The organism is Anaerostipes stercorihominis (assembly GCF_057535655.1).
This window is the reverse complement of record NZ_BAAJCL010000003.1, coordinates 149,365-175,467: the sequence shown is the minus strand read 5'-3', so window position 1 is coordinate 175,467 and position 26,103 is coordinate 149,365. Positions and strand designations below refer to the sequence as shown.

General features: G+C 41.4%; 24 protein-coding genes. 21 read left to right on the top strand and 3 right to left on the bottom strand.

What is annotated here, in order from left to right; translation table 11 throughout:
- Positions 1-12: 12 nt before the first annotated feature.
- Positions 13-498 carry a peptidylprolyl isomerase gene (locus AC27EF_RS04710; RefSeq protein WP_487109229.1) on the bottom strand — a complete coding sequence of 162 codons (486 nt, stop codon included), beginning with the start codon at positions 496-498 and terminating at the stop codon, positions 13-15.
- Between the two features lie 260 nt (positions 499-758).
- Here AC27EF_RS04710 and mltG point away from each other — a divergent pair, with 260 nt between their 5' ends.
- The 9 genes from mltG (at position 759) to AC27EF_RS04665 (ending at position 11,668) form a co-directional block, all read left to right on the top strand.
- Positions 759-1,667: an endolytic transglycosylase MltG gene (gene mltG / locus AC27EF_RS04705; RefSeq protein WP_487109227.1), complete on the top strand. Its 909-nt coding sequence runs from the start codon at positions 759-761 to the stop codon at positions 1,665-1,667.
- Positions 1,668-1,928: 261 nt separating this feature from the next.
- Entirely contained in the window at positions 1,929-5,450 is a 3,522-nt protein-coding gene (gene nifJ / locus AC27EF_RS04700) for a pyruvate:ferredoxin (flavodoxin) oxidoreductase (RefSeq protein ID WP_487109225.1), read from the top strand.
- A gap of 211 nt (positions 5,451-5,661) precedes the next feature.
- On the top strand, positions 5,662-6,018 hold the full coding sequence (locus AC27EF_RS04695) for a GntR family transcriptional regulator (protein WP_487109224.1): 357 nt from the start codon (positions 5,662-5,664) through the stop codon (positions 6,016-6,018).
- Between the two features lie 2 nt (positions 6,019-6,020).
- Positions 6,021-6,749 (top strand): ABC transporter ATP-binding protein, encoded by a 729-nt coding sequence (locus tag AC27EF_RS04690; protein WP_487109223.1) that lies wholly within the window; start codon positions 6,021-6,023, stop codon positions 6,747-6,749.
- Positions 6,743-7,474, top strand: coding sequence for a hypothetical protein (locus AC27EF_RS04685; RefSeq protein WP_487109221.1), 732 nt, complete (start codon positions 6,743-6,745; stop codon positions 7,472-7,474). The genes AC27EF_RS04690 and AC27EF_RS04685 overlap by 7 nt, the downstream gene beginning before the upstream one ends.
- Before the next feature lie 234 nt (positions 7,475-7,708).
- A complete protein-coding gene (locus AC27EF_RS04680; protein WP_487109220.1) occupies positions 7,709-9,349 on the top strand; it encodes a Na/Pi cotransporter family protein in 1,641 nt (546 codons plus the stop codon).
- 123 nt (positions 9,350-9,472) lie between these two features.
- Entirely contained in the window at positions 9,473-10,129 is a 657-nt protein-coding gene (gene rpe, locus AC27EF_RS04675; RefSeq protein WP_487109219.1) for a ribulose-phosphate 3-epimerase, read from the top strand.
- A gap of 3 nt (positions 10,130-10,132) precedes the next feature.
- Positions 10,133-10,954, top strand: coding sequence for a P-loop NTPase (locus AC27EF_RS04670; RefSeq protein WP_487109218.1), 822 nt, complete (start codon positions 10,133-10,135; stop codon positions 10,952-10,954).
- 309 nt (positions 10,955-11,263) lie between these two features.
- Positions 11,264-11,668 (top strand): 3D domain-containing protein, encoded by a 405-nt coding sequence (locus tag AC27EF_RS04665; RefSeq protein WP_487109217.1) that lies wholly within the window; start codon positions 11,264-11,266, stop codon positions 11,666-11,668.
- 109 nt (positions 11,669-11,777) lie between these two features.
- Here the strand turns inward: AC27EF_RS04665 and AC27EF_RS04660 are convergent, their stop codons facing one another.
- Positions 11,778-12,692 (bottom strand): nucleotidyltransferase family protein, encoded by a 915-nt coding sequence (locus tag AC27EF_RS04660; RefSeq protein WP_487109216.1) that lies wholly within the window; start codon positions 12,690-12,692, stop codon positions 11,778-11,780.
- A gap of 156 nt (positions 12,693-12,848) precedes the next feature.
- Here AC27EF_RS04660 and AC27EF_RS04655 point away from each other — a divergent pair, with 156 nt between their 5' ends.
- Genes AC27EF_RS04655 through AC27EF_RS04645 form a run of 3 tightly spaced genes read left to right on the top strand, consistent with a single transcriptional unit; the run spans position 12,849 to position 17,754 of the window.
- The gene (locus AC27EF_RS04655; protein ID WP_487109215.1) at positions 12,849-14,333 is read left to right on the top strand and encodes an L-fucose/L-arabinose isomerase family protein; all 1,485 of its coding nucleotides are present in this window, start codon (positions 12,849-12,851) and stop codon (positions 14,331-14,333) included.
- A gap of 21 nt (positions 14,334-14,354) precedes the next feature.
- Positions 14,355-15,812 (top strand): xylulokinase, encoded by a 1,458-nt coding sequence (gene xylB, locus AC27EF_RS04650; RefSeq protein WP_487109213.1) that lies wholly within the window; start codon positions 14,355-14,357, stop codon positions 15,810-15,812.
- Between the two features lie 10 nt (positions 15,813-15,822).
- Entirely contained in the window at positions 15,823-17,754 is a 1,932-nt protein-coding gene (locus tag AC27EF_RS04645) for a BglG family transcription antiterminator (RefSeq protein ID WP_487109212.1), read from the top strand.
- Between the two features lie 97 nt (positions 17,755-17,851).
- Here the strand turns inward: AC27EF_RS04645 and AC27EF_RS04640 are convergent, their stop codons facing one another.
- Positions 17,852-18,685 (bottom strand): class II aldolase, encoded by an 834-nt coding sequence (locus AC27EF_RS04640; RefSeq protein ID WP_487109210.1) that lies wholly within the window; start codon positions 18,683-18,685, stop codon positions 17,852-17,854.
- 337 nt (positions 18,686-19,022) lie between these two features.
- Between AC27EF_RS04640 and AC27EF_RS04635 the strand changes: the two genes are divergently transcribed.
- The 9 genes from AC27EF_RS04635 to nadA all read left to right on the top strand — a co-directional run bounded on the left by AC27EF_RS04635 (position 19,023) and on the right by nadA (position 26,098).
- On the top strand, positions 19,023-19,439 hold the full coding sequence (locus AC27EF_RS04635) for a PTS sugar transporter subunit IIA (protein WP_487109208.1): 417 nt from the start codon (positions 19,023-19,025) through the stop codon (positions 19,437-19,439).
- Positions 19,436-19,921, top strand: a complete 486-nt coding sequence (locus AC27EF_RS04630) for a PTS sugar transporter subunit IIB (protein ID WP_487109206.1) — start codon at positions 19,436-19,438, stop codon at positions 19,919-19,921. Before AC27EF_RS04635 ends, AC27EF_RS04630 begins: the two co-directional genes overlap by 4 nt.
- Before the next feature lie 15 nt (positions 19,922-19,936).
- Positions 19,937-20,731: a PTS mannose/fructose/sorbose/N-acetylgalactosamine transporter subunit IIC gene (locus AC27EF_RS04625; RefSeq protein ID WP_487109204.1), complete on the top strand. Its 795-nt coding sequence runs from the start codon at positions 19,937-19,939 to the stop codon at positions 20,729-20,731.
- A 1-nt stretch (position 20,732) separates the two neighbouring features.
- A complete protein-coding gene (locus AC27EF_RS04620) occupies positions 20,733-21,575 on the top strand; it encodes a PTS system mannose/fructose/sorbose family transporter subunit IID (protein WP_487109202.1) in 843 nt (280 codons plus the stop codon).
- A 66-nt stretch (positions 21,576-21,641) separates the two neighbouring features.
- A complete protein-coding gene (locus tag AC27EF_RS04615) occupies positions 21,642-22,688 on the top strand; it encodes a zinc-dependent alcohol dehydrogenase (RefSeq protein ID WP_487109200.1) in 1,047 nt (348 codons plus the stop codon).
- Between the two features lie 3 nt (positions 22,689-22,691).
- On the top strand, positions 22,692-24,173 hold the full coding sequence (gene xylB, locus AC27EF_RS04610; protein WP_487109199.1) for a xylulokinase: 1,482 nt from the start codon (positions 22,692-22,694) through the stop codon (positions 24,171-24,173).
- The gene (locus AC27EF_RS04605; protein ID WP_487109198.1) at positions 24,170-24,736 is read left to right on the top strand and encodes a DUF4428 domain-containing protein; all 567 of its coding nucleotides are present in this window, start codon (positions 24,170-24,172) and stop codon (positions 24,734-24,736) included. The genes xylB (AC27EF_RS04610) and AC27EF_RS04605 overlap by 4 nt, the downstream gene beginning before the upstream one ends.
- 14 nt (positions 24,737-24,750) lie before the next feature.
- On the top strand, positions 24,751-25,008 hold the full coding sequence (locus AC27EF_RS04600) for an HPr family phosphocarrier protein (RefSeq protein WP_487109196.1): 258 nt from the start codon (positions 24,751-24,753) through the stop codon (positions 25,006-25,008).
- Positions 25,009-25,189: 181 nt separating this feature from the next.
- Positions 25,190-26,098 carry a quinolinate synthase NadA gene (gene nadA / locus AC27EF_RS04595; protein WP_487109195.1) on the top strand — a complete coding sequence of 303 codons (909 nt, stop codon included), beginning with the start codon at positions 25,190-25,192 and terminating at the stop codon, positions 26,096-26,098.
- Positions 26,099-26,103 lie beyond the last annotated feature (5 nt).

Sequence of the window (26,103 nt, the reverse complement as noted above, 5' to 3'; positions counted from 1 at the left end):
CTCTTTTGAATCTTATTCTTCCACAGTCACAGTTTTCATTACCTGAGGTTCCAATGGTTTGTCAGAATAATCGGTTGCAGTTTCCGCAATTTTATTCACAACGTCCATTCCCTCAATAATTTTTCCAAAAGCTGCATATTGACCGTCAAGATGCGGGGAAGTTTTATGCATAATAAAAAATTGAGATCCGGCGGAGTCCGGCATCATAGAACGAGCCATAGAGAGAACTCCCGGAGTATGTTTGAGGTGATTTGGAACCCCGTTTCCGCTGAATTCTCCCTTGATGGTATGTCCGGGACCTCCGGTACCATTGCCTAACGGGCATCCGCCCTGAATCATAAACCCTTCAATAACCCGATGGAAGGTGAGTCCATTGTAAAATCCATCTTTTACGAGATTTACAAAGTTTTCAACAGTGATCGGAGCAATTTCCGGATATAGTTCTGCTTTCATTACATCACCATTTTCCATGGTGATTGTGATCATTGGATTTGCCATAATCATTCATTCCTTTCCAAAATAAAATTCATTTTGATTATAATAGAAAATATTAGAAAAGTACAGAATAACATCTGTTATAAAAGTTACAAAAGCGTTAAGATTATGAACAAAATTTAATAAAAGGGATGTACTTTCTGAAAAATCCGAGTATAATAACAGGATATCAGGAAGCGAAAGGGTTGGCGCTGCTGTGTCCGCACAGAAAGCGCAGGATTCTGAAACCTGTTAAATCAAATGAGGAAATTTTGGAGGAAATCATGGATTTATATTTAGATTACGATAATCGTTCCAGACGCAGGAGGCAAAGACGACGCCGGAGAAATCGGAAATCCAGAAAACCGGTGATCATTGGAATTTTTCTGTTATTGATTGCGGTGATCGGCGGAGGCATATATTTCGGAAGAAAGTATGCGGCATATCGTCAGGAACAGGCAGAGAAAGCCAGAAAACTGGCAGAAGCAAAAAAGACCGTAACGGTGATGTTTCCGGAAGGATATTCTATTAATATGATGGCAAAACGTTTGGAAGATCAGAAGATTTTTCAGGCAGAAGAATTTCTTGCGGCGGTTAAGAAGACAGATCAGTACCATAATGATTGGGTGAAAAAACTTCCCATGAAAAAAGGAATGAAATATCAACTGGAAGGTTACTTATATCCGGATACCTATAATATTTACAAAAATGCAAAACCGGAAGAGCTCATTCAGAAAATGCTGGATAATTTTGAAAAGAAATATACAGAAGCAAAAAAGAACAATAAGAGCAGACGTTCAATGCAGGAACTGATTACGATGGCATCTATGATTGAACGGGAAGCTAAGGTAGAAAAAGAACGTCCGGTGATTGCAGGAGTCATTGAAAATCGTCTGGCAAAAAAAATGAAGCTGCAGATTGATCCGACGGTACTCTATACAACGACAGACGGATTATATAATGCGAAAAAAGTATATTATAAGGATTTGAAAGTCCAATCAGCATACAATACCTATGTAAATCAGGGGCTGCCGATCGGTCCGATCTGCAGCCCGTCCGTCACCGCAATTAAGGCAGCGATGAATCCGTCAAAGCATGAGTACTTCTATTATCGGACCGATAACACAAAAAAAGGAACCCATGTTTTTACTAAGACTTTTAAAGAACATCAGAGCGCGGCAGAGAAGAAGTAATAAAACAGACTATTTTAAGGGATTCCAGCGGGATTGTTATTTTTATAACGTACAAAAAAAAATACCGAAAAATCTTGAAAATACCTTTAAAAATTTGTGCAAGTATTGTAGAATAAAGCTGTATACAGTAAGTATACAGCTTTGTTTATGTTTTAAGCAACTTGCAAAAGTTGTTGTGATATTCTCATGCCTGAGAGGGCAGGAGAAGATTAACCAATGTATGATGTGAGTCATGCAAGATTTTTTAGGAGGAAGAGAAACATGGCAAGAAAAATGAAAACCATGGATGGTAACACAGCCGCTGCACACGTATCCTATGCATTTACAGAGACAGCTGCAATTTATCCGATTACACCATCCTCACCAATGGCAGAAGCAACTGACCAGTGGGCAACACAGGGAAAGAAAAATATTTTCGGACATCCTGTAAAATTAGTTGAAATGCAGTCTGAAGCAGGAGCAGCCGGAACAGTTCACGGTTCTTTGGCAGCCGGTGCATTGACAACAACTTACACAGCATCTCAGGGTCTGCTGCTTATGATCCCGAATATGTATAAGATTGCCGGTGAACAGATGCCGTGCGTATTTGATGTATCTGCTCGTGCACTTGCATCTCATGCATTAAATATTTTTGGAGACCACTCAGACGTATATGCATGTCGTCAGACTGGTTTTGCTATGCTGTGCAGTTCAAGCGTTCAGGAAGTAATGGACCTTGGAGCTGTTGCTCATTTATCAACAATTAAAGGAAGAGTTCCTGTATTACATTTCTTTGATGGATTCAGAACTTCTCATGAAATTCAGAAGATCGAAATGTGGGATAATGAAGATCTTGCGGATATGGTTGATTATGATGCAATTGAAAAATTCAGAGCGGAAGCATTAAATCCAGAACATCCGGTTCTTCGCGGTACAGCTCAGAATCCAGATATCTTCTTCCAGGCTAGAGAAGCTAGTAACTCAACTTACAATGCATTCCCTGCAATCGTTGAAGATTACATGAATCAGGTAAATGCTAAGATCGGAACAGACTATAAATTATTCAACTACTATGGTGCTGAAGACGCTGAGAGCGTTATCGTCGCTATGGGATCTGTTTGCGAAACAATTGACGAGACCATTGATTACTTAATGAAACAGGGCAAAAAAGTCGGTGTTGTAAAAGTTCGTCTTTACAGACCATTTGTTGCTGAGAAATTAGTGGAAGCAATTCCTGACACAGCAAAAGTTATCAATGTTTTAGACAGATCAAAAGAACCTGGAGCAAGAGAGCCATTATACTTGGATGTAGTGAATGCTTTAAGAGGAACAAAATTTGAAAGCTGCACAATCAACGGCGGACGCTACGGATTAGGTTCTAAAGATACAACTCCTGCAGATATCATTGCAACATTTGAAAATGTAGATAAAAATGAATTTACATTATCCATTGTGGATGATGTGACAAATCTGTCTCTGGAAAGAGGAGAAGCACCTGTTACAGCTCCGGACAGCATCGTAGCATGTAAATTCTGGGGTCTTGGAGCAGACGGTACCGTTGGTGCAAACAAGAACTCTATCAAGATCATTGGTGACCATACAGATAAATATGCTCAGGCATACTTTGATTATGATTCTAAGAAATCCGGTGGTGTTACAATGTCCCACTTACGTTTCGGAGATGACCCAATCAAATCTACATACTTAATCAACAAGGCTGACTTTGTTGCATGTCACTGTGCACCATATTTGACAAAATACAATATGGTTCAGGACTTAAAAGACGGCGGAACGTTCCTGTTAAACTGCAGCTGGTCTCCGGAAGAGGTTGGCGATCATTTACCAGGACAGGTAAAAGCTTACCTTGCAGAACATAATATTAAATTCTATATTATTGACGGTATCAAGATTGGTAAAGAAATCGGACTTGGCGGACGTATCAATACGGTACTTCAGTCTGCATTCTTCAAATTATCAGGAATCATTCCTGAAGAAGATGCAATCAAATATATGAAAGATGCAGCGACAGCTTCTTACAGCAAGAAAGGTGATCACATCGTTAAGATGAACCATGATGCCATTGATGCCGGTGCAAAAGCAATCGTTGAAGTTCCTGTTCCGGCAGAGTGGGCAGGTGCTGAAGCAGAAAGCTTATTCGTAGAAGCAAAAGAAGGAAGAAAAGAATTAGTTGACTATATCAACAATGTACAGAATTATGTCAATGGACAGGAAGGTAATGCACTGAAAGTCAGCGATTTACTTCCATATGTTGACGGACATATGCCTCATGGCGCATCTGCTTATGAAAAACGTGGAGTAGCAGTGGACGTTCCTTCTTGGAATCCAGATAACTGTATCCAGTGTAACTTCTGTTCTTATGTATGTCCACATGCTACAATCCGTCCGGTTGTAATGACAGAAGAAGAGGCGGCGGCAGCTCCGGCAGGTACAAAAACTGTGGATATGACTGGAATGCCAGGATACAAATTCGCTATGACAGTTACCGTTCTTGACTGTTTGGGATGTGGATCTTGTGTCAATGTCTGCCCAGGCAAGAAGGGTGAAAAAGCTCTTACAATGGCTGGTTTAGATACGCAGAGAGATCAGCAGGAAGTATTTAACTATGGTCAGAAATTACCTGCAAAAGAAGCTGTCTTAGAGAAATTCAAGGTAGATTCTGTAAAAGGAAGTCAGTTCAGACAGCCATTACTTGAGTACTCAGGAGCTTGTGCTGGTTGTGGTGAAACACCTTATGCAAAACTGATCACTCAGTTATTTGGTGACAGAATGTACATTGCAAACGCAACTGGATGTTCTTCTATCTGGGGTGGATCTGCACCTGCAACACCATACACAACAAACGTAAAAGGACAGGGACCTGCATGGGCAAACTCATTGTTTGAAGATAATGCTGAGTTTGGTTTAGGTATGTTCACAGGACAGAATACTTTAAGAGAACAGACAAAAGAAAAAGTTGTAGCATTAGCTGAATCTACAGACAATGCAGATGTGAAAGCAGCAGCAGCAGAATACTTAGACACATATACAGACGGAAGCAAGAACGGAGCAGCAACAGAAAAATTAGTTGCAGCATTAGAAGCTTGCGGATGTGATGCAGCAAAAGAGATCCTTGCGAAGAAAGATTACTTATCTAAGAAATCTCAGTGGATCTTCGGTGGTGACGGATGGGCATACGACATCGGATTTGGCGGTGTTGACCATGTACTGGCATCCGGAGAAGACGTAAATGTATTCGTATTCGATACAGAAGTTTACTCTAACACAGGTGGTCAGGCTTCCAAAGCTACAAACGTTGGTGCCATTGCACAGTTCCAGGCAGCTGGTAAAGGAACAAAGAAGAAAGATCTTGCAGCGATTGCAATGAGCTATGGTTATGTATATGTGGCACAGATCGCAATGGGTGCTGATTACAATCAGACAGTCAAAGCAATAGCAGAAGCGGAAGCATATCCGGGACCATCATTGATTATCGGATACGCTCCATGTATCAACCACGGTATCAAGGGCGGAATGAAGATTGCACAGACAGAAGAGAAGAAAGCAGTAACTTCTGGATACTGGAATCTGTTTAGATTCAATCCTGCATTAGCAGAAGAAGGAAAGAATCCATTCCACTTAGATTCTAAAGCGCCTACAACAGAATTTGAAGACTTCATCATGGGTGAAGTTCGTTACAATGCTCTGTCTCGTCAGAATCCGGAAAGAGCAAAAGAACTGTTTGCACAGGCAAAAGCAAATGCAGAAGCAAAATATGCACACTTGAAAGAAATGTCCGACAAATAGTCACGTTGGCAATGAGCCGTGCAAATTCAGATAAAAAAATCCCGCAGAGTGCTTGCACTCATGTGGGATTTTTTTTGATATTAGGAAAGTTTTCCTTTTAAAAAAAGATGAAAAACGTTTTTTTCTTGACAAAGGGGAAAAAATGTACTATGATATTATTGTACTAAGGAAGTAATACAATAATACAAATATAGAAATGGAAAGGAGAGCTATGGGGTGGAAAATTGATGATGGTCGTCCAATTTGGATTCAGCTAAAGGATCAGATGATTCTAAGAATTGTTGCCGGTGTGTATCAAAGCGGAGAAAAACTTCCAAGTGTTCGGGAGCTGGCAAGTGAGGCAGGGGTAAATCCCAATACAATGCAAAGAGCGCTGCAGGCTCTGGATCAGGAGGAATTCAGTGCCACAAACCGTACCAGCGGGCGCTGTGTAACGGAAGATCGACACAAAATAGAAGAATACCGGCTGTGGATGGCAAAAAAAATTGTAAAACAATATTTAAATAGTTTAGAGGAATTGGGATACACCAGACAAGATGCAGTAAGGCTGATTGAGGAGGGAAAATAGTTATGAAAGATTTAATTACATGCAGTCATTTACAAAAATCTTATGGAAAAAAGGAGGCGCTGAGAGACATTAATTTGCAGATTGGAAAGGGAAAAATTATCGGACTTCTTGGACCAAATGGTTCAGGCAAAACGACATTATTGAAATTGCTCAATGGGTTACTGCAGCCCAATGAGGGTGAAATTTTGATTCAGGGGAAGCAGCCGGGAATTGACAGCAAAAGGGTTATCAGCTATCTTCCGGACAAAATGTATTTTGCAGACTGGATGAAAGTATCCGACTTGCTGGACTTCTTTGAAGACTTTTATGGAGATTTTGATCGAAAAAGAGCCGAAGAAATGTGTATGATGCTGGGAATTTCTCCAAAAGATAAAATGAAAAAGCTGTCTAAGGGAAATAAGGAAAAAGTACAGTTGATTTTGGTAATGAACCGTAAAGCACAGCTTTACTTATTGGATGAACCGATTGCGGGGGTAGATCCGGCGGCACGAGATTTTATTTTAGATACCATATTGAATAACTACAACGAAGAGGGAACTGTCTTAATTTCTACACATTTAATTGCAGATATTGAAAAAATTATGGATGAAGTTATTTTTATAAAAGAGGGAACGATTTTAAAACATGTTGCGGCGGATGATTTGAGAGAAGAAAGCGGAAAATCCATTGATGCATTATTCCGTGAAATGTTTCACGCAGATGCTTATAAAGGAGGGGAGCAGGCATGTTAAGGAAATTACTGAAATATGATTTAAAGGCAATGGGGAAAATCATGGTACCCTTTTGGATTGCATTATTTGCGGTAGGAGTTCTCTGGGGCATGCAGATGAGGCTTCGGGATATTATTTCGATTCATTTTCTCGGAGGAGAGACGGGATTTGTGATTGTTGTACTGATTTTTGTAATGTTGGTGATGGCGGTTTTCGCCATGAATATCATCGTGATCGTTCAAAGGTTTTGGAAAGGAATTTTAAAGGAGGAGGGGTACCTGATGTTTACTCTTCCGGTGACGACAAGAAGTTTGATTCTATCAAAACTGATCAGTTCTTTTCTCATAAGTCTGGGAACGATTGTAATTTTAACAATTTTGGTGTCGTTGATTATCGCAATGCAGGGACTGGATCTGCATGCAGTCCAGACGGCAGTCAAACATATTGAGATTAATTCTTTCGTTGTGAAATGGTCCGTTTACGGAGTTGTATTTGGGGTCTTTGCACTCTTAAATTCCATTTATCACATATATGCTGCTATGGCGATTGGTCAGCTCAGCAATAAAAATCGAATGATTTTTGCATTTGCAGCATATGTAGCCTTGGCAATTGTATTTAGTATTCTGGAAATTCCGATTATGAATCATATGAATGAATGGGCAACGTTGACGATCACCATTGTGGAAGTTGTAATCTATCATATTATAACAGAATTTATTTTAACAAAAAAACTGAATTTGGAATAACAAGACTTTGATACTGCCGTATGGATGTGAGGTTCACAACGTACGGCAGTATTTTTGAAAAAAACAGTATTTGTCAATTTATTTACTAAAAAATATAAAAACTCATTTTACGGTTTATGGAAGAGGCAAAGATTTTACATAAATTTAACATTGCTGCGGCAAGAAATAAGTTAAAATAAAAGAGTTGTAAAATATAAGTGAAAAACATGTAAAGTACAAAAGGAGAAAGAAAGAGTGAGCAGTACAAACATTTTAGGTCTGTTGGGAGGTCTTGCGTTATTCCTCTATGGAATGCAGATGATGAGTGCCGGTTTGGAGTCTGTAGCCGGAAATAAGATGAAAAGTATTCTGGAAAAACTGACGTCCAATCGCTTTTTAGGTGTGGCAGTAGGAGCAATTATTACAGCAGTCATTCAGTCTTCGTCTGCTACCACGGTAATGGTTGTGGGATTTGTGAATTCCGGTATGATGAAATTAAATCAAGCGGTCTGGATTATTATGGGTGCCAATATCGGTACAACGATTACAGGTCAGTTGATTGCTTTAGATATTGGAGCAATTGCACCGTTAATTGCATTTATAGGTGTGGCTCTGGTAATGTTTGCAAAAAATGAGAGAATTCAGTTTATTGGTGAAATTATCGCGGGACTGGGTATTTTATTTGTAGGAATGAATATGATGGGCGACGCTATGATTCCTCTTCGTGATTACCCGCCGTTTATTAATCTGATGACGAGATTTTCCAATCCTCTGGTTGGAATTTTTGCAGGTATGATCTTTACTGCAATTATTCAGTCTTCCTCTGCCTCTGTGGGAATCTTGCAGGCGTTAGCGTTAAGCGGAGTGATTAGTTTCCATGATGCAGTTTTTGTATTGTTCGGACAGAATATCGGAACCTGTATCACAGCGATTCTGGCGGCAATTGGAACGGAAAGAAGCGCAAAGCGTACGACGATTATCCATTTATCATTTAATATTATCGGAACGGTGATTTTTACAGTTGTCTGCCTCTTGACGCCGCTGAGCAGCTATGTGGCAGATTACAGCGGAAGCAATATTTCCAGACAGATTGCCAACATGCATACATTGTTTAACGTTACCACAACGATTCTGTTGATTCCGTTTGGAAATTATCTGGCGAAATTTGCGACGATGATTCTTCCGGAGAAAGAAGAAGAAAAAGAGCAGCATAAGCATCTGAAATATATTAAATCCGTGGATACTACGGTAGATGCAAATATCGGTACAACAGCCATTAACATGGAGAGTCTGAGAAATGAAATAAAGAGAATGCTGGAAATGGCAAGACAAAATGTAGATGAAAGTTTCCTGGCATTTTTAAGCGGCAAGAGCAAGTCGCTGGCAGAGGTCGAGAAGAGAGAAGAATATATTGATTATTTGAACAAAGAAATTTCAAGAGCTGCCAGCAAGATGATGGTACACGAAACCAATGTAAAAGTATCAAAAAATATCGGTTCCTATCTGGATATGACAAGCAACATTGAGCGAATCGGTGACCATGCCGTAAATATTTGTGATTACACAAAGCTGATTGAGGAGAACGACATTCAGTTTTCAGAATCCGCAAAAAAGGAAATGGAGGAAATGCGCCGGATCTGTGTGAAAATGTTTGAGGCAATTTCCAAGGCTCCGGAGGATACCAAGGGATGGCTTCAGAAGGTGCATGATTCTGAGAACTTTATTGATCAGAAGACCGAAGAATTTTATGAGAAACATTTGGAACGAATTACAAAGGGAGAATGCAACGACGAGGCATGTATTATCTTTTCTGAAATGCTGACAGACTTTGAACGTGTCGGGGATCATACATGGAATGTAGCCAAACAGATGGCCAAGATTATTGAGCGTGGATAGGCGTTTCATTTAGAAAGAAAAAAGTGAGGAGAATCCAGAGGAAAGAGGATTCTCCTCGCTTTTTTGATAAGCTATGTTATAATGGATATTAGAGAAAAATTGTAAGAACAAAGGAGAGTAGCTATGGAGTATATTTTATCCCCGTCGATTTTATCGGCAGATTTTGCGAAACTGGGAGCCGATGTGAAGGAAGCTGCGGATGCAGGAGCACAATGGGTTCATATTGATGTCATGGACGGTATGTTTGTGCCGAATATTTCTTTGGGATTTCCTGTCATGAAATCTCTTCGCAAGATGAGCGATAAGTTTTTTGACGTACATTTAATGATTGAGGAACCGGGAAGGTATATTGATGAATTTGCACAGGCGGGAGCCGATTTGATTACCCTTCATCCGGAATCAACGAAACATCTTCATAGGGCAATTCAGCAGGTAAAGGCAAAGGGTCTGAAAGTTGGGGCTGCATTAAACCCTGCAACGCCTCTGTCTGTTTTAGACTATGTTTTGGAAGAGTTGGATATGGTCTTAATTATGACGGTAAATCCGGGATATGGAGGACAGGCTTATATTCCGGCGATGGATCAGAAAATTCGGGATCTCAGAGCTTTGATTACCGATCGTGGATTGAAGATTGATATTCAGGTGGACGGAGGAATCTCTGCAGATAACGTCGCCCATGTAAAGGAATGCGGAGCAAATATTTTTGTGGCAGGTTCCGCAGTTTATAATGGAAATATTACAGAAAATGTAAAAAATATTATGGGAGCAATGGAGGATTAGATCATGAGTGATTGTAGCCATGACTGCAGCAGCTGCAGTGCAAACTGCGGAAGCAGAACAGAAGAACAGACCAATTTTTTAGAGCCTTTGTATAGAGAAAGCAATGTAAAAAAAGTGATCGGAGTTGTCAGCGGAAAAGGCGGCGTTGGAAAGTCTATGACAACATCATTGCTGGCAGTGGCGGCAATGAGAAAAGGACTTCACGTGGGCATTTTGGACGCAGATGTCACAGGACCGTCTATTCCACAGGCATTCGGACTCCATGAGCGGCTGCTCGGCAATTCAGAAGGGATTATTTTGCCGGCAATGACCAATTTTGGAATTGATGTGGTTTCGCTGAATTTAATGCTGGAAGAAGAGACACAGCCGGTAATCTGGCGAGGACCGGTAGTGTCAGATGTCGTAAAACAATTCTGGGGAAAAACATTATGGCGGGATATTGATGTTATGTTCGTGGATATGCCTCCGGGTACCGGAGAGGTGCCTTTAACAGTGTTTCAATCAGTTCCTCTGGATGGAATTATTGTCGTGGCAACCCCTCAGGAATTGGTGGGAATGATCGTGGAGAAGGCAGTGAATATGGCAAAGATGATGGATGTTCCGGTGTTGGGTTTGATTGAAAATATGAGCTATATAAAATGCCCGGATTGCGGAAAAGAGATCAAAGTCTTTGGAGAGAGCCATATTGATGAGATTGCAGAGAAATATCAGGTTCCCGTATTAGGGAAACTTCCAATTGATCCAAAACTGACACAGGCCTGTGACAGTGGATTGATTGAGGACGCAGAAGAGATTTATCTGGATGGAGTTATGGAAATTTTATAGAGGTGCTTTAAAAACTGCAGATATATGTATTGGAACCAATGGAGAAACAGCCCGGAGAACTGTTTCTCTTTTTTGTGATAATAGGAAAGTTCTAACTTTCTCATATCACAAAACGCTTTGCGGGATGCACACGATGTGCAGAGAGAATTGAAATATGTTGTTGGAAAATACTGGAAATCCGTTGTATTTTTTTGCGTACAAAGGTTGACAAATGAAACAATTCGGGATAAGATTGTAACATACATTTCAGAAATGTTACAAAAATATTTCAAATTTTAAGAACTAGTAAAAGAATGAAAAGAGGTTTTTATGTTGAAAGCGATGAAGAAGAAAGTTCTGATCTTGATTATGATGCTGGTGACAGCTTCTGGATTCCTGATGACCGGATCAACTTCAACAGATGCAAAAGCAAAGAAAGTGGAGTACTTGGGAAAATACAAATTAACGGCATACTGCGGATGCAGAAAATGCAGCGGGAAATGGGGAAACCGTACAGCTTCCGGTAAAAGGGCAAAGCAGGGCAGAACCATTGCAGTCGATAAGAGAAAGATTAAATTGGGAACAAAGGTAAGAATCAACGGAAAGACTTACGTGGCAGAAGATGTCGGAGGCGGAGTCAAAGGCAAGCACATTGATGTATACTTTAAGTCTCATAAAAAGACAAAACGCTTTGGAAGAAAAACCGGAGTCAAAGTCTATAAAATTAAAAAATAATTCCACAGCTGTGGAATTATACATACACCTAGATCACAGAAAAATCCCTGTGGAGATTGTAATCTCCCGGGGATTTTTTCTGCGCTGAACCATGGTACCAGCAGAGCATTTAAAAGTTCTGTGGATAAACGCCGTCCAAACGAAATTGTGCCAGTGCGTTCATGACATTTTGCTTATCTTCGGGATAAGTAACGCCGTACCATTGATCCTTTGAGATAAGGACTTTCATGGCAGCTTTGCCCTGATGCACCAGATCGCTGGCTGCACTTGGAATAAAATATTCACATTTTAAAGGATTTTCCGGCAAAGATGTTCTTAAAAATTCAGGAAATCCTGCTTCTAACGCATCCATAATCATTGGCTGGAATCCGAAGAAATTCATAGAAACCAAGGTCTCAAAGGAGAGCGTGTGCCATGAGGCTCCATTATCTTCTGTATATTCTGCATGATCGCCTCTTTTTTCAATATGCGTCCGTTCCGTAATGGAGATGAGCTGCTGTTTGTCATCAATTTCGCAGATTCCTCTGGATACAGAGCCGTTTTCAGTGACGGTGTTGCCGAGGTGGTATCCGACCATAGCAAAAGCCGCAGGATGGTCAGCGGATGGTTTGGTAAGAAAATCTGCCATAGTTTGGAAGGCATGAACGCCGTAGTAATCGTCAGCGTTAATGACAGCAAAGGGTTCTTGAATAAACGACTTTGCACAAAGAACAGCATGAGCAGTTCCCCAGGGCTTGATACGGCCTTCCGGCAGAACAAAACCATCAGGCAGGCTGTCAATCTCCTGAAATGCGTAGCATATTTCCAGATCATCAGGAACCCGGCTGCCGACAGTTTCTCGAAAGTCCTTTTCGATGGATTTTTTTATGACGAAAATAACCTTTCCAAAGCCTGCACGTTTTGCGTCGTAGATGGAATAATCAATAATCGCGTGCCCCATAGGGTCCATAGGATCCATTTGTTTTAAGCCGCCGTAGCGGCTGCCCATTCCGGCAGCAAGAATGACTAAAGCTGGTTTTTTCATTTAAAAATAATACCTCCGTATGTTTAACTTCTGATAATAGTATACCTGATCGGACGAAGTCCGTCCAGTGTACAGAAAAAGCAATGGAGTTTAAAAGGGAAAAGCAGTATAATAGAATCATAAACAGTGTATCAGATTTTTAGGAAGGAGATTCATATGAATAATATTCCAGAGGTGAAAATTGGAGTAGTTGCAGTCAGCAGAGATTGTTTTCCGGAGGCTTTGTCGGTGGAACGCAGAAAGGCGCTGGTCAAAGCCTATCGGACCCAATATAATGAAACAGACATTTACGAATGTCCGGTTTGTATCGTGGAAAGTGAGCTTCATATGGTGCAGGCGCTGGAGGACATTCAGCAGGCAGGATGTAATGCTCTGGCCGTGTATCTTGGGAATTTCGGTCCGGAGATTGCGGAGACTCTTCTGGCAAAACATTTTAAAGGACCGAAAATGTTTCTGGCAGCGGCAGAAGAGACACAGAATGATTTGGTAGATGGAAGAGGAGATGCATACTGTGGTATGCTGAATGCAAGCTACAATCTGAAGCTGCGCGGAGTAAAAGCTTATATCCCGGAGAATCCGGTAGGGACTGCATCAGAATGTGCCGATATGATTCATGACTTTGTTCCGATTGCAAGAGCTGTCATTGGATTGCAGAATTTAAAAATTATCAGTTTCGGACCGCGTCCGCTGAATTTTCTTGCATGCAATGCTCCGATTCAGCAATTATATCATTTGGGAGTGGAGATTGAAGAGAACTCCGAGTTGGATTTATTTGAGGCATTTAAAAAGCATGAGGGAGACCCGCGAATTCCTGAGATCGTTGAGGAAATGGAATCAGAGCTTGGAGAAGGAAATAAAAAGCCTCAGATTTTGCCGAAGCTGGCTCAATATGAGCTTACATTAAAGGACTGGATCGAAGAGCATAAGGGCTATCGAAAATATGTAGCTGTGGCGGGAAAATGCTGGCCGGCATTCCAAACACAATTTGGATTTGTTCCTTGCTATGTAAACAGCCGCCTGACCGATCAGGGAATTGTGGTGTCCTGTGAGGTGGATATCTACGGAGCACTCAGTGAGTTTATCGGAACCGCGGTCAGCGATGATACAGTTACTCTTTTAGATATTAATAATACTGTGCCGGACGATATGTATGAGGAAAGCATCCGTGGCGTCTATGACTATGGGCACAGAGATACTTTTATGGGATTTCATTGCGGAAATACCGCGAAAAGCAAGCTGTCTTTTTGTGAGATGAAGAATCAGCTGATTATGACACGAACCTTGCCGGAGGAGAGTACACAGGGGACATTAGAAGGTGATATTATTCCGGGAGATATTACATTCTTCCGGCTTCAAAGCACTGCGGATTGTAAACTGAGGGCTTATATTGCACAGGGAGAGGTCCTTCCGGTTGCAACAAAATCCTTTGGTGCTATTGGAGTATTTGCAATTCCCGAGATGGGAAGATTCTACCGGCATGTATTAATCGAAAAAAATTTCCCTCATCATGGAGCGGTTGCTTTTGGAAATTTTGGAAAAAGTTTGTTTGAAGTATTCAAATATATCGGAGTTCCTGTGGATGAGATTGGTTATAATCAGCCGGCAGGCGTACGTTATCCGACAGAAAACCCGTGGGCTTAAGTTTCAGAAAGGAGAGTTTGCATGTTATTCATAGGAGCAGACCTTGGGACGTCCGCTGTAAAACTATTATTAATGGATGAGAAAGGGAAAATATATAAGATTGTATCAAAAGAATATGAATTACAGTTTCCTCATCCCGGCTGGTCAGAGCAGAGACCGGAGGATTGGCTTGCACAAACCATCGAAGGGATTTTGGAACTGACGAAGGACTGCGATAAGAGTCAGATTGCCGGGATCAGCTTTGGGGGTCAAATGCATGGTTTGGTTGTATTAGATGAAAAAGATCAGGTGATCCGTCCGGCAATTTTATGGAATGACGGACGAACACAGGAACAGACAAAATACCTCAATGAAGACATTGGAAAAGAACAATTATCAAAATATACGGCAAACATTGCATTTGCGGGATTTACAGCTCCTAAAATTTTGTGGATGAAAAAAGAGGAACCGGAAAACTTTGCAAAAATAGCAAAGATTATGCTGCCCAAAGATTATCTTGCATATCAGATGTCGGGAAGCTTTTGCACAGATTATTCGGATGCCTCAGGGATGCTTTTATTGGATGTGGAGCATAAATGCTGGTCAAAGGAGATGCTGGAAATCTGCGGGATCAGGGAAGCTCAGCTTCCAAAGCTGTACGAGAGTTATGAAGTGGTAGGAACTCTCAGAGCTGAGATGGCAGAGAGACTTGGATTATCAGAAAATGTAAAAGTAGTTGCGGGAGCCGGAGATAATGCCGCTGCCGCAGTGGGAACCGGAACGGTTGGAGAGGGGATGTGCAATATTTCTCTGGGAACTTCTGGAACAATTTTTATTTCCAGCACAACCTTCGGTGTGGATCAAAATAATGCTCTGCACTCTTTTGATCATGCGGATGGATACTATCACTTGATGGGCTGTATGCTCAGCGCGGCATCCTGCAATAAATGGTGGATGGAGGAAATTTTAAAAACCGCCGAGTATCAAGAAGAGCAGGAAGGAATTGAAAGGCTGGGAGAAAATGATGTATTCTATCTTCCGTATCTGATGGGAGAGCGTTCTCCGCATAACGATCCAAAGGCAAGAGCTGTCTTTTTGGGAATGACCATGGATACCACAAGAAAAGATATGACGCAGGCAGTGCTGGAAGGCGTTGCCTTTGGGCTTCGAGATTCGCTGGAGGTTGCCAGAAGTCTCGGAATTGATATCGAGCGGACGAAAATTTGCGGAGGAGGAGCCAAGAGCCCTCTTTGGAAGAAAATTATTGCCAATGTGATGAATTTAAAGGTGGATGTCATTGAGAGTGAAGAAGGACCAGGATATGGAGCCGCAATGCTGGCGGCAGTGGGATGCGGGGCATATCGGAATGTCCGGGAGGCGGCCAAGCAGCTGATAAATGTTGTGGATACTGTGGACCCAGACCCAGAACTGGTATTAAAATATGAAAAAAAATATCAGAAATTCCGGAAGTTGTATCCGGCATTAAAAGATATCTTTTAGGAGAGTCAGAATGTTAAATCAGCGTCAAATTGAAATATTATTAGAATTTTGCAATCATACGGAGGAATATCTAACAGCTTCGTATTTTGCGGATAAGTTAAGTGTAAGTTTAAGAACGGTTCAGGGAGATATGAAGGCGATCAAACAGGAATTAGAGGAAGAATCCTGCGCGTGTATTGTGTCAAAGGCTTCCAAAGGAAGTTGTATTGAGGTGAAAGATTCCGACGAATTTTCAGCTTTTGTAAATTCGTTGTATCAGCAATATACAACGGTTTCGCTGAATTACCCTACCAGCCGCATCAGCAAAATCCTGCTGCTTCTTTTGAACCGGCACCGGGCTGTGACTCTTTCAGAGATGGAGGAGAAATTTTTTGTGTCCAAATCCACGCTGCAGAATGACCTTCGGAAAGTAGAAGAAATTTTGGACAGGTTTCATCTGGAGCTAATGAAAGGCAGTAATAAGGTTATGGTGGACGGATTTGAAATCAATAAACGGCGCTGTCTTGCAGAGCAGGATCTATATCTTGCCCATATAAAAAATGAACGAGGGATGTCTTACATTGATGAGCGCCAGCTGGCAAAAATTAAAAATATTCTGACGGAAGAGTTTGTGGAGCACAAATTTCACATTATGGATACCGATTTTAACAATGCCATTTTGTTTTTGAATATTTCCATTTGCCGTGCAGGAGACGGATTTTATATTCAGCCCAATGAGCTTTCCATTACAGAGGCGCAGCTGGGCGGCGAGTATGTCATTGCAAAGGATGTCTTTGAAAAGATCGGACGGCGTTTTTTTATTAAGATTACAGAGGAAGAAATTCTTTATTTTGCATTATACTTGAAGGGACAGGGGAACAACAGAGATTCGGAGACAATTACGCCGGAAATGAATGAGTTTATCTCAGAATCGCTGGAATCCATTCGTAAAAATTTTGGTATGGATTTTACCGATAATATTAACCTGAGAATTACTCTGGCGCTTCATTGTGTTTCTTTGAGCATCCGTCTTCAGTACAATATGCAGATGAAGAATGATATGCTGGATTATATTAGAGAGACCTTTCCTCTTGGATATGATATCGGAGCGTACTTTGGATTTCTGTTATCCCAGAAGTACGGAGAGAAGGTCACAGAAGATGAAGTTGCCCTTTTGGCGGTTCATTTTTACAGCAGTCTTTTGGAATTAAATCAGCGATCCGATAAGGTGAAAATTTTGGTGATCTCGTCTCTCAAAAACAGTATGACGTTGTTGTTAAAACAGACGCTTCTGCGCTGGTTTTCGGATCGGGTAAAAGCCGTAGATTTTATGAACGCTATGGATGTCACAGAAGAGGCGCTGGATGAATATGAGATTTTTTTGACGACAGAAAAAGAGGATTTCTTTGAAAAAGGGCTGGCAATGTATGTGGATGCATTTCCGAATCAGCATGATTATATGAATATAAAACTGAATTTGGATGGATTTAAAAAGATTGAGGATATTTTAGATATTTTTCATCCTGAGTTGTTTGATCAGGTCAAAGTGTCTACGAAAGAAAAGATTTTAAAGACTCTCTGCGATAAATCTTCGGATTATTTTCAGATTGAGGGACTGCACTCACAGGTTTTTAAAAGGGAGGAGATTGGGAGTACTTTTTTTAGTAAGCAGATTGCAGTGCCTCATCCAATGTATGCGGTTTCATCTGATACTTTTATCTCGGTCTGCGTAGCAAGTCAGCCGGTTGTATGGGACGAGGAAAAAAATGAAGTCCATTTAGTGATGTTGATGCATATTGGAAAAAATAATAACCAGGCATTTCAGCTGTGGGATTATATATCTAAGATTTTCGCAGATAAAATGCTGGTAGAAAAGCTTTTGGAGAATCCGAGTTACGATCATTTTATGAATTTGATGAAGGAAGCTCTGGAGGCTGGAATTCATAAGACAGAAACCATATAAAGATAAGAGCGGGGCACATAAGCCAAAATATGAAAAAAACATCGGTTCAATTCAACTGAATCGATGTTTTTTCATATAAGAAAATATCTAAAAGGGATTATTCATTAATGATGGATACCAGTTCCACCGCCTTATTACTGACATTTTTTATAGACTGGAGACTTAGTCCAATGACATTCACCTCGTTGTGGTTCTGTTCATAAGCCTCTCCGAAAGTGGAAATAAAAGCTTTTCTGAGATCGGAACCGTAGTTTACCTTTAACAAGTTAAATTCCTTTGCCTTTCTTATGGTATCAAACGGGATTCCGGAGCCTCCGTGCATAACCAGAGGAACCGGAGAGATTTTGGAGATCTTTTCCAACAACGCAAGATCGACTTTCGGCTCAATATCAAGACCATGAACATTTCCTACGGCAACGGCAAGGAGATCACAACCGGTTTGCGCCACGAAATCAGCTACCATATCCGGATCCGTTTTCGCGTCGGCTTCATTTACAATATCTTCTTCTTTTCCCTGAAGACATCCAAGCTCTGCCTCCACCGGAACGTTATAGAAATGGCAATATTCTACAGCTCTTTTGACCTCTTCGATGTTTTCTTCAAAAGGAAGATGTGAGGCATCAATCATAATGGAAGTAAAGCCGGCATTGACACATGCTTTTACATCCTCGTAAGATTTTCCGTGATCCAAATGGAGCCCGATCGGTACATCGCTGTCTGCCAGAGCTTTTCGGGTTAAATATACGATGGCCTCCGGATCAGATAATCTCAGGTTATTAGAGGAGATCTGAATATAACCAGGTAGGGACGCTCTGTTTAATCCCTTCGCAATCGCATAAGTCATTTCCAGATTGGTGGTATTAAATGCAGGAAGCATATAATGATGTTTTTGTGCGTATTTCATTAAATCAAATCCATTTACAATTTTCATTTCTTTTTGTTGCGGCTGCTGTAAGCCGTTTCCTCCTTTTTATTCATAATAATCAGTGATTGGATATTTGCTGCTGTCTGTACGTACTGAGCTTGCTTTCATTATATATAGAATTTCTCGTTGGGAAGTTTTATTTATTGCAGTGTTCTTTACGCAATTGGATTTGAATTTTCAAAGAAAAAATGCACAAAGAATTGCGTAATGAATCATGCAATCAGCTGATGGAAAATGCGGCATTGATGGTGCAAATGTTTATGAAAAAATCCCCAGAACCCATGCTATACTGAAATCACATCAAAGATGGCAGATCAAAAGATGGAAAAAAGGAGGAAGAGTAATGAAGGTCATCGCGGTATCTCACGGAAGTTATTCCAAAGGGCTTTTAGATAGTGTGCAGATGCTGGTAGGAGAGCAGGAGAATTTTGTGGCATATGGTTTATTTCCGGAGCAGACGGTTGCAGCCTTGACAGAGCAGCTGGAAAAGGAAGTAGAGCAGACTCCGGACGGGGAAGAAATCTTGTTTCTAACAGATTTATTCCATGGAAGTCCGTTTAACGCAGTCGTCTCTTTAATGAGAAATCATCAGTTTCATCATATTACGGGAATTAACATCCCATTGGCAGTGGAAGTTATGATGGGACGATATGCGGACAAAGGCGCAGAAGAAATTTGCCGGGAAATTCTTAAAGCAGCGCCGGACACAGTGAAGTACGTAAATCAGCTATTTGAAGAGGAAGAGGAGGACGAAGAATGAAAAATGTTGTGTTAGCAAGAGTGGATGATCGTTTAATTCACGGGGAAGTTGTTTCTGTTTGGACGCCGAGTCTTAACGTGAATCGAATCATTGTGGTGGATGATGAGGTGGCGGCAGATAAGTTTAATAAACGTGTTATCAAGGCACTGGCTCCCAACGGAGTAAAAGTCAATGTATACGGAACAGAAAAAGGGGCGGATATTCTTCAGAGGGATTCCAAAGATCCCAACGAGAGAGTTATGATTCTTACAAAAACTCCAATCACTTATGATAAAATGGCAGACCTCGGGTTGAAATTAAATGATGTCAATTTGGGGGGGATGGGACTTCGAGGAGAGAGAACGCCGTTTATCAAAAATGTCGCTTGTTCTCCAGATGAGATTACAGCAATTAAAAACTTAAGAGAAAAAAATGTTCATGTCTATTATCAGCTGGTACCGGAACAACAGGTAATTGAAGTGGATGGATACTTGGACAAATAAAAGGAGGAGATTTATATGGAAATGACCATTGTACAGGCAATTCTATGTGGAGTCGTTTACTGGCTTGCCGTTGGAAACCTGCCGTTTGTAGGACTTTGGTCACTGCAAAGACCGTTGGTATGCGGAATGATTACTGGTTTAATTCTGGGACATCTGGTACAGGGAGCAGTGATTGGCGCAACAATTAACCTTGTGTATCTTGGATTTATGTCAGCCGGAGGAAGTATGCCGGCAGATATGGGCCTGGCAGGTGTGCTGGGAACAGCTTATGCCATCGTCGGAGGACTGGATACCGATACTGCTTTGGCGCTTGCAGTTCCGATTGGTATTCTCGGAACTCTGGTATGGGCAGGACGTATGACCTTTGACTGTTTCTTTGTTCACGTTGCAGATAAATATATTGAGAAAGAACAGTACAATAAGATATGGATTGCAAATGTATTGCTTCCGCAGATTATGTGCTTTTGCATGACCGCAATTCCTTGTGCGCTGGCAGCGTATTTTGGATCAAACTATATTCAGGGAATCTTAAATATGTTAAGTGGTAAGGTACTGACTGTCTTCCAGATTATCGGTGGTTTAATGCCGGCGCTTGGAATTGCGATTACGCTGCAGTATATCTTTAAAGGAGAGTCCAGAGTGTTTCTGTTTGCGGGATTTTTGCTGGCAGTGTATTCAAAATTGCCGTTGCTGACGTTAGGGATTATAGCGCTTTTGGTGGCGATTGTATATGTTCAGGCAACTTCTGCAGCAAAACCGGCAGCAGCAGGTGCAGGTTATGATGATGAAGATGACGAGGAGGACGATTAAGATGGAAGAAAAGAAGAAAAGTTTAATCCCGAAAGCCGCCTTAATCAAAGCCTGGCTCATTTGGGAGACATTTCCGCAGACATGTTATAACTATGAGAGAATGATGGGACAGGTAGTTGCTCATATGTTCTCTGCAATCATTCAATTTTTGTATAAAGAAGATCCTGCGAAGCGCAAGGAAGTTATGAAGCGTGAAATCGAGTTCTTTAATGTGCATATTGAGTTTGGAGCATGTATTCTTGGTATGGCAGTGGCTCTGGAAGAACAAAAAGCCATGGGAGAGGAAATACCCGGTGAATTTATTACCAATTTAAAGACCTCTCTTATGGGACCTCTGGCAGGAATGGGAGATACGATCTGGCAGGGTGTGGTCATCCCGATTCTCTTGGCAGTGTGTATTGACCTGACACGTTCCGGGGACGGAAATGTCTGGGGAGCAATTCTCTATGCCGTTGTCATTGTAGCGGCTGCTTATGCCTTAAGTTACTGGAATTTTATGTTTGGATATAAAGCCGGAAGTGAAGCGATCATGGATTTCCTTGAGAAAGGAATCTTAAACAAACTGATCAAAGGCGCATCCATTATGGGATGTATGGTAATGGGCGGTCTGGTCGTAAATTATGTAAAAGCAGAGTGCGGATTGAAAATCGTAAGCTCTACGACAACTTACAGTATTCAGGAAAATTTCTTAGATCAGGTTTGTCCGAGTCTTCTTCCTTTGGCAGTGACCATGCTGGTTTACTATCTGATGAACAAACGGAGATGGTCTTCTTTAAAGATTATCGGATTGATTATTGTCATTGGAATCGTGGGAGGCGTTACAGGAATTTTAGCTTATTCTTAAGCTGTAGAACACAAAGGGGAGGCGAGGAAGCTTCCCCTTTCTAAAAAAGAAAGAAGTGTGGGAATTATGAAAGCAATTGTTTTAAATCAGCCAAAAGATTTTGAAATAAAAGAAATAGAACAGCCGCAGGTTGGAGAAGATGAAGTTTTGCTGAGAGTTCGGGCATCTGGAATTTGTACCAACGATGTAAGGGATTTTAACGGAGACTGCAGCTACAGCTATCCCAGAATCGGCGGTCATGAGTATGGAGGTGTCATTGAAAAGATAGGCGCCGGAGTTTCCAAAGAGCGCTTTCATGTGGGGCAGAAAGCGGTACAGTACATTATTGATGACTGTAAGGAATGTTTTTTCTGCAAACACGGAGATGAAAATATTTGTGAGGAACATGCCAAAAGCAAAATTTTTCAAAATCCTGATGGACTATCCGGCTATGGCGGATTTGGGGAATATGTTGCGGCAAAAGCCGAAGATTTGTTTCTTTATCCAAAGGATACCTCTTTTGAGAAAATGGCGTTTACCGAGCCGCTGGCTTGTGTGATTAACAGCATTAACCGTACGGACATTCAATTTGGAGATGATGTGGTTGTCATCGGAGGCGGAATAATGGGGCTTTTGCACGTCATGCTGCTGAAGCAAAGAGGAGCGAGAGTTATATTAAGCGAGCCGCTGAAAGAGCGCAGGGAGAAGGCCCTTCATCTTGGATGTGACGATGTCATTGATCCGATTCAGGAGGATGCGGTAAAAGCGGTGAGAAATCTGACAGAAGGAAGAGGCGCTTTGTTTGTGTTTAATACGACGGCAATTCCCGCAATTGCAGGACAGGCAGTGGAAATGACGGCGCCGACCGGGACAACTGTGATGTTTAGCTCCATTCATCCAAATGAGCCGGTGCCGGTGGATATGGGGGCTGTTCATTCCTATCAAAAAACCATTACAGGGGCAGTCAGTCCCACCATTGCATCATTCCATCAGGCAGTACAAATGATTGGAAAAGGGCTGATTGATCCGACGGTTCTGACAGAAGCGATTTATGATTATAAAGATTTTGATCAGGCAATTACAGCCGCATCAAAATCAGATACTTATAAAGTGATTTTGAAATTTGGAGAATAGCCGATGAAATACTATATTGGAATTGATATGGGAACTTCTTCTGTAAAAGTAACATGCATTCAGGAGACAGGGGAACTTTTTTGTGAAAAAAGCAGTGAATATGAAATACAAGAACCAAGGTCCGGGTGGAAAGAGATTGACCCGGAAATTTGGATGAACGGATTGGATCAGGCGTTAACAGAGCTTTTGAAAGAAATAGATCCACAGATGGTAGAAGCCATCGGGGTGACCGGCCAAATGCACACTCTGGTTGTTTTAAATCAAAATGGGAAGTATGTTCGCCCTGCGCTGATGTGGAACGATACGAGAACAGCAGATATGATTCCGGCATTAAAGCAGCAAATTGGGAACTGTCAGGAAGTTTCCTATATTTCCAATATTATTTCCACCGGAAGTCCGGCGGCGAATCTTTTCTGGCTGAAAGAAAATGAACCGGCTCATTTTGAAAAAATACATAAATTTTTAATCGGACCGGATTATCTTGTGTTTCGTCTGACCGGACAGATACAGACAGATTACTGTGAGGCATCCACATCATCCTTGTGTGATTTAAAAACGGGAGCCTGGTCAGAAGAGATGCGAAATCTGCTTGGATTTCCGGAAGAAATTTATCCGGAGATTCATGGAAGCTGCGAAACAGCAGGATATGTAACGGAGGAATGGCAAAAACGATATCATTTGAGAGAGGGTGTCAGAGTCTTAGTCGGAACCGGAGATAATCCGGCAGCGGCAATTTCTACAGGGTGTTTTGCAGGAAACGAACCGGTATTGTCGCTGGGCACCTCGGGGGTTCTTATGTATCCAAGAAGGAAGATGGATTTCTCATCGAAAGGGAAGAATATCTTGTTTTCTATGGATGGAAAAGATATTTTTATTCTTGTACAGGGTGTGGTACAATCAACAGGAAGCAGTCTTGCATGGTGGATAAAACATATATTGAATGTTGCTGATTTTTCAGCGGAGGCCGGAGAAACGGAGCTGTCTCATCTGGGAGAAAGCAGTCTGATTTTTTATCCCCATCTGGTTGGTGATAAGACCATTTATCAAAATCCAAAGCTGCGAGGAGCTTTTTTGGGAATCGGAACCGATGTTACAAGAAAGGATATGACTGTCGCAGTGATGGAGGGAATTGCCTTTGCGGTGAAACAGCTTGTGGAAGTGATGCGGATTCCTAAAGAGGACTTGACAAAGCTTAGAGTAACCGGAGGCGGATCACAAAATAAGGTTTGGATGCAAATCCTTGCCGATGTATTAGATACCGAAGTCTGCCAGCTTCAGAGTGGATCAGGAGCCGGATATGGCATAGCTTTGGCAGCGGCTTGTGAAAATCAACAATCAATGGGAGAAATGATTCAGCATACCGTTTCTGTTAAAGAAGTTTTTGCGCCAAGAAAGTACAATGTACATTTATATGCAAAAAAATATAAAAAATATTTAAAGGTGTATGAGGCGCTTCAGTGTATATACCGGGAGGAAGAACAATGAAGACTTGTGATGTATGTAAAAAAACCTTGGGAATGTTTCATAAATTTCGCTACGCAGATGGATATATTTGTAAGGAGTGTTATAAAAAGGCCAGCGGGCACTTTACAGAAACCATTGTAAAAAAGAGTCTTCCGGAAATTGTAAAGCTTTGTCAGGCATATGAAGAGACGCAGGAAGAAGAATTCCAGATTACCGGAAAGATCGGGAATTTTTTATTAGTCGATGAGACACAGAAAAAAATCTGTCTCCCCAATAATCGAATGATAAAAAAAGAAGCGGCTCTCCCGGAATTCTATGGGGTGGATGCGATAGAATCCTGTGAGATTGCGGTACGTCCAAAACAGTCGTTGGAGGAGCTGGAGGAAAAAGTGAAGAAGCGGCAGGAAGGCACGGTACAGAGCTTAAAAGTTGTGATTGGAGTCCGGGGAAAGTCGAAACCGGCGGAGATTGTTTTAATTGCCAATCCAGTGCGGATCAAGAGCTATGCATTTCGTCAGTCCTACCAGTTTGCACAGAAAATTAAGGAAGAACTTGACCGGCTCAAAACAGAATCTGAGGAGTAAAGGAGGGAAATCAGGTGAGACAATTTCAATATATTGTCCGGGCGTCGGTAGGACTTCACGCGCGGCCGGCCATGATCCTGGCACAGAAAGCCTCCATGTATCAGAGCAGAATCGATGTTTCTTATAAGGGAAAAACAGTCAATGCGAAGAATGTGATGGAGCTGTTAACCCTGAGGGCTTATCAGGGAGCGGAAGTAATGTTTACAATCGAGGGAGAAGACGAAGATTTATCGGCTTCGGAGCTGATTGAATTTTGTAAAAAAAATATCTAGTTGTGAAAAACGTCCCGATCAATGAAAATCAGACACATTGATCGGGGCGTTCTTGTGTATCTCTGTCTCTGATCATTTCCACAGGGCACAACTGATTCGGAAACCATGGAAAAAACCGCATAAATACTTGAATCAAAGTGGTTGAAGTGGTATATTAAACATTAATAGCAAGGAGAGAAAGATGGAAAATTTAAAGAAAGAAATTGAGCAACTAAAAAACGAGAAAAATGCGGTGCTGCTTGCCCATTATTATGTAGATGATGAAGTTCAGGCGATTGCCGATTATGTAGGTGATTCCTATTATCTGGCAAAGATTGCCCTGAAGGAGTCGAAAGATGTAATTTGCTTTGCAGGAGTAAACTTTATGGGGGAGAGCGCTAAAATTTTAAATCCTGACCGAACAGTGATTATGCCGGATCAGAAGGCAGACTGTCCGATGGCACATATGGTAGACGTTGAGAAAATTGAAGCGGTCCGAAAGGAATATGAGGATCTGGCAGTGGTTTGTTACATTAATTCCACAGCGGAAATTAAAGCTCATTCCGATGTCTGTGTGACATCATCCAATGCATTAAAGGTTGTGAAAGCGCTGCCGCAGAAGAACATTTTCTTTGTGCCGGATGAGAATCTCGGAAGATATGTGGGAAGCCAGCTTCCAGAAAAGAATTTTATTTATAATGACGGATTCTGCCATGTACATAAGAGTATTACAAAAGAAAATGTTTTGAAGGCAAAAGAAGTACATAAAGAAGCAGAAATTCTGGTACATCCGGAATGTACTCCGGATGTGGTGGCATTGGCGGATTATGTGGGCAGTACGTCCGGGATTATTGACTATGCGACTGCGTCAAAGAATAAGGTATTTATTATTTGTACAGAGATGGGGGTTCTTTATGAATTAAAACAAAAGAATCCGGATAAAATTTTTTATTCAGTAGGACATCGTCAATTTTGTCCGAATATGAAAAGAATTACTTTGGAAAATGTACGCGATACACTAAGAGATTTAAAAAATCAGGTAGAACTTCCGGAAGAACTGCGCCTGAATGCGAAAAAAGCATTGGATGAGATGCTTCGCATCGCGGGATAAAAAGG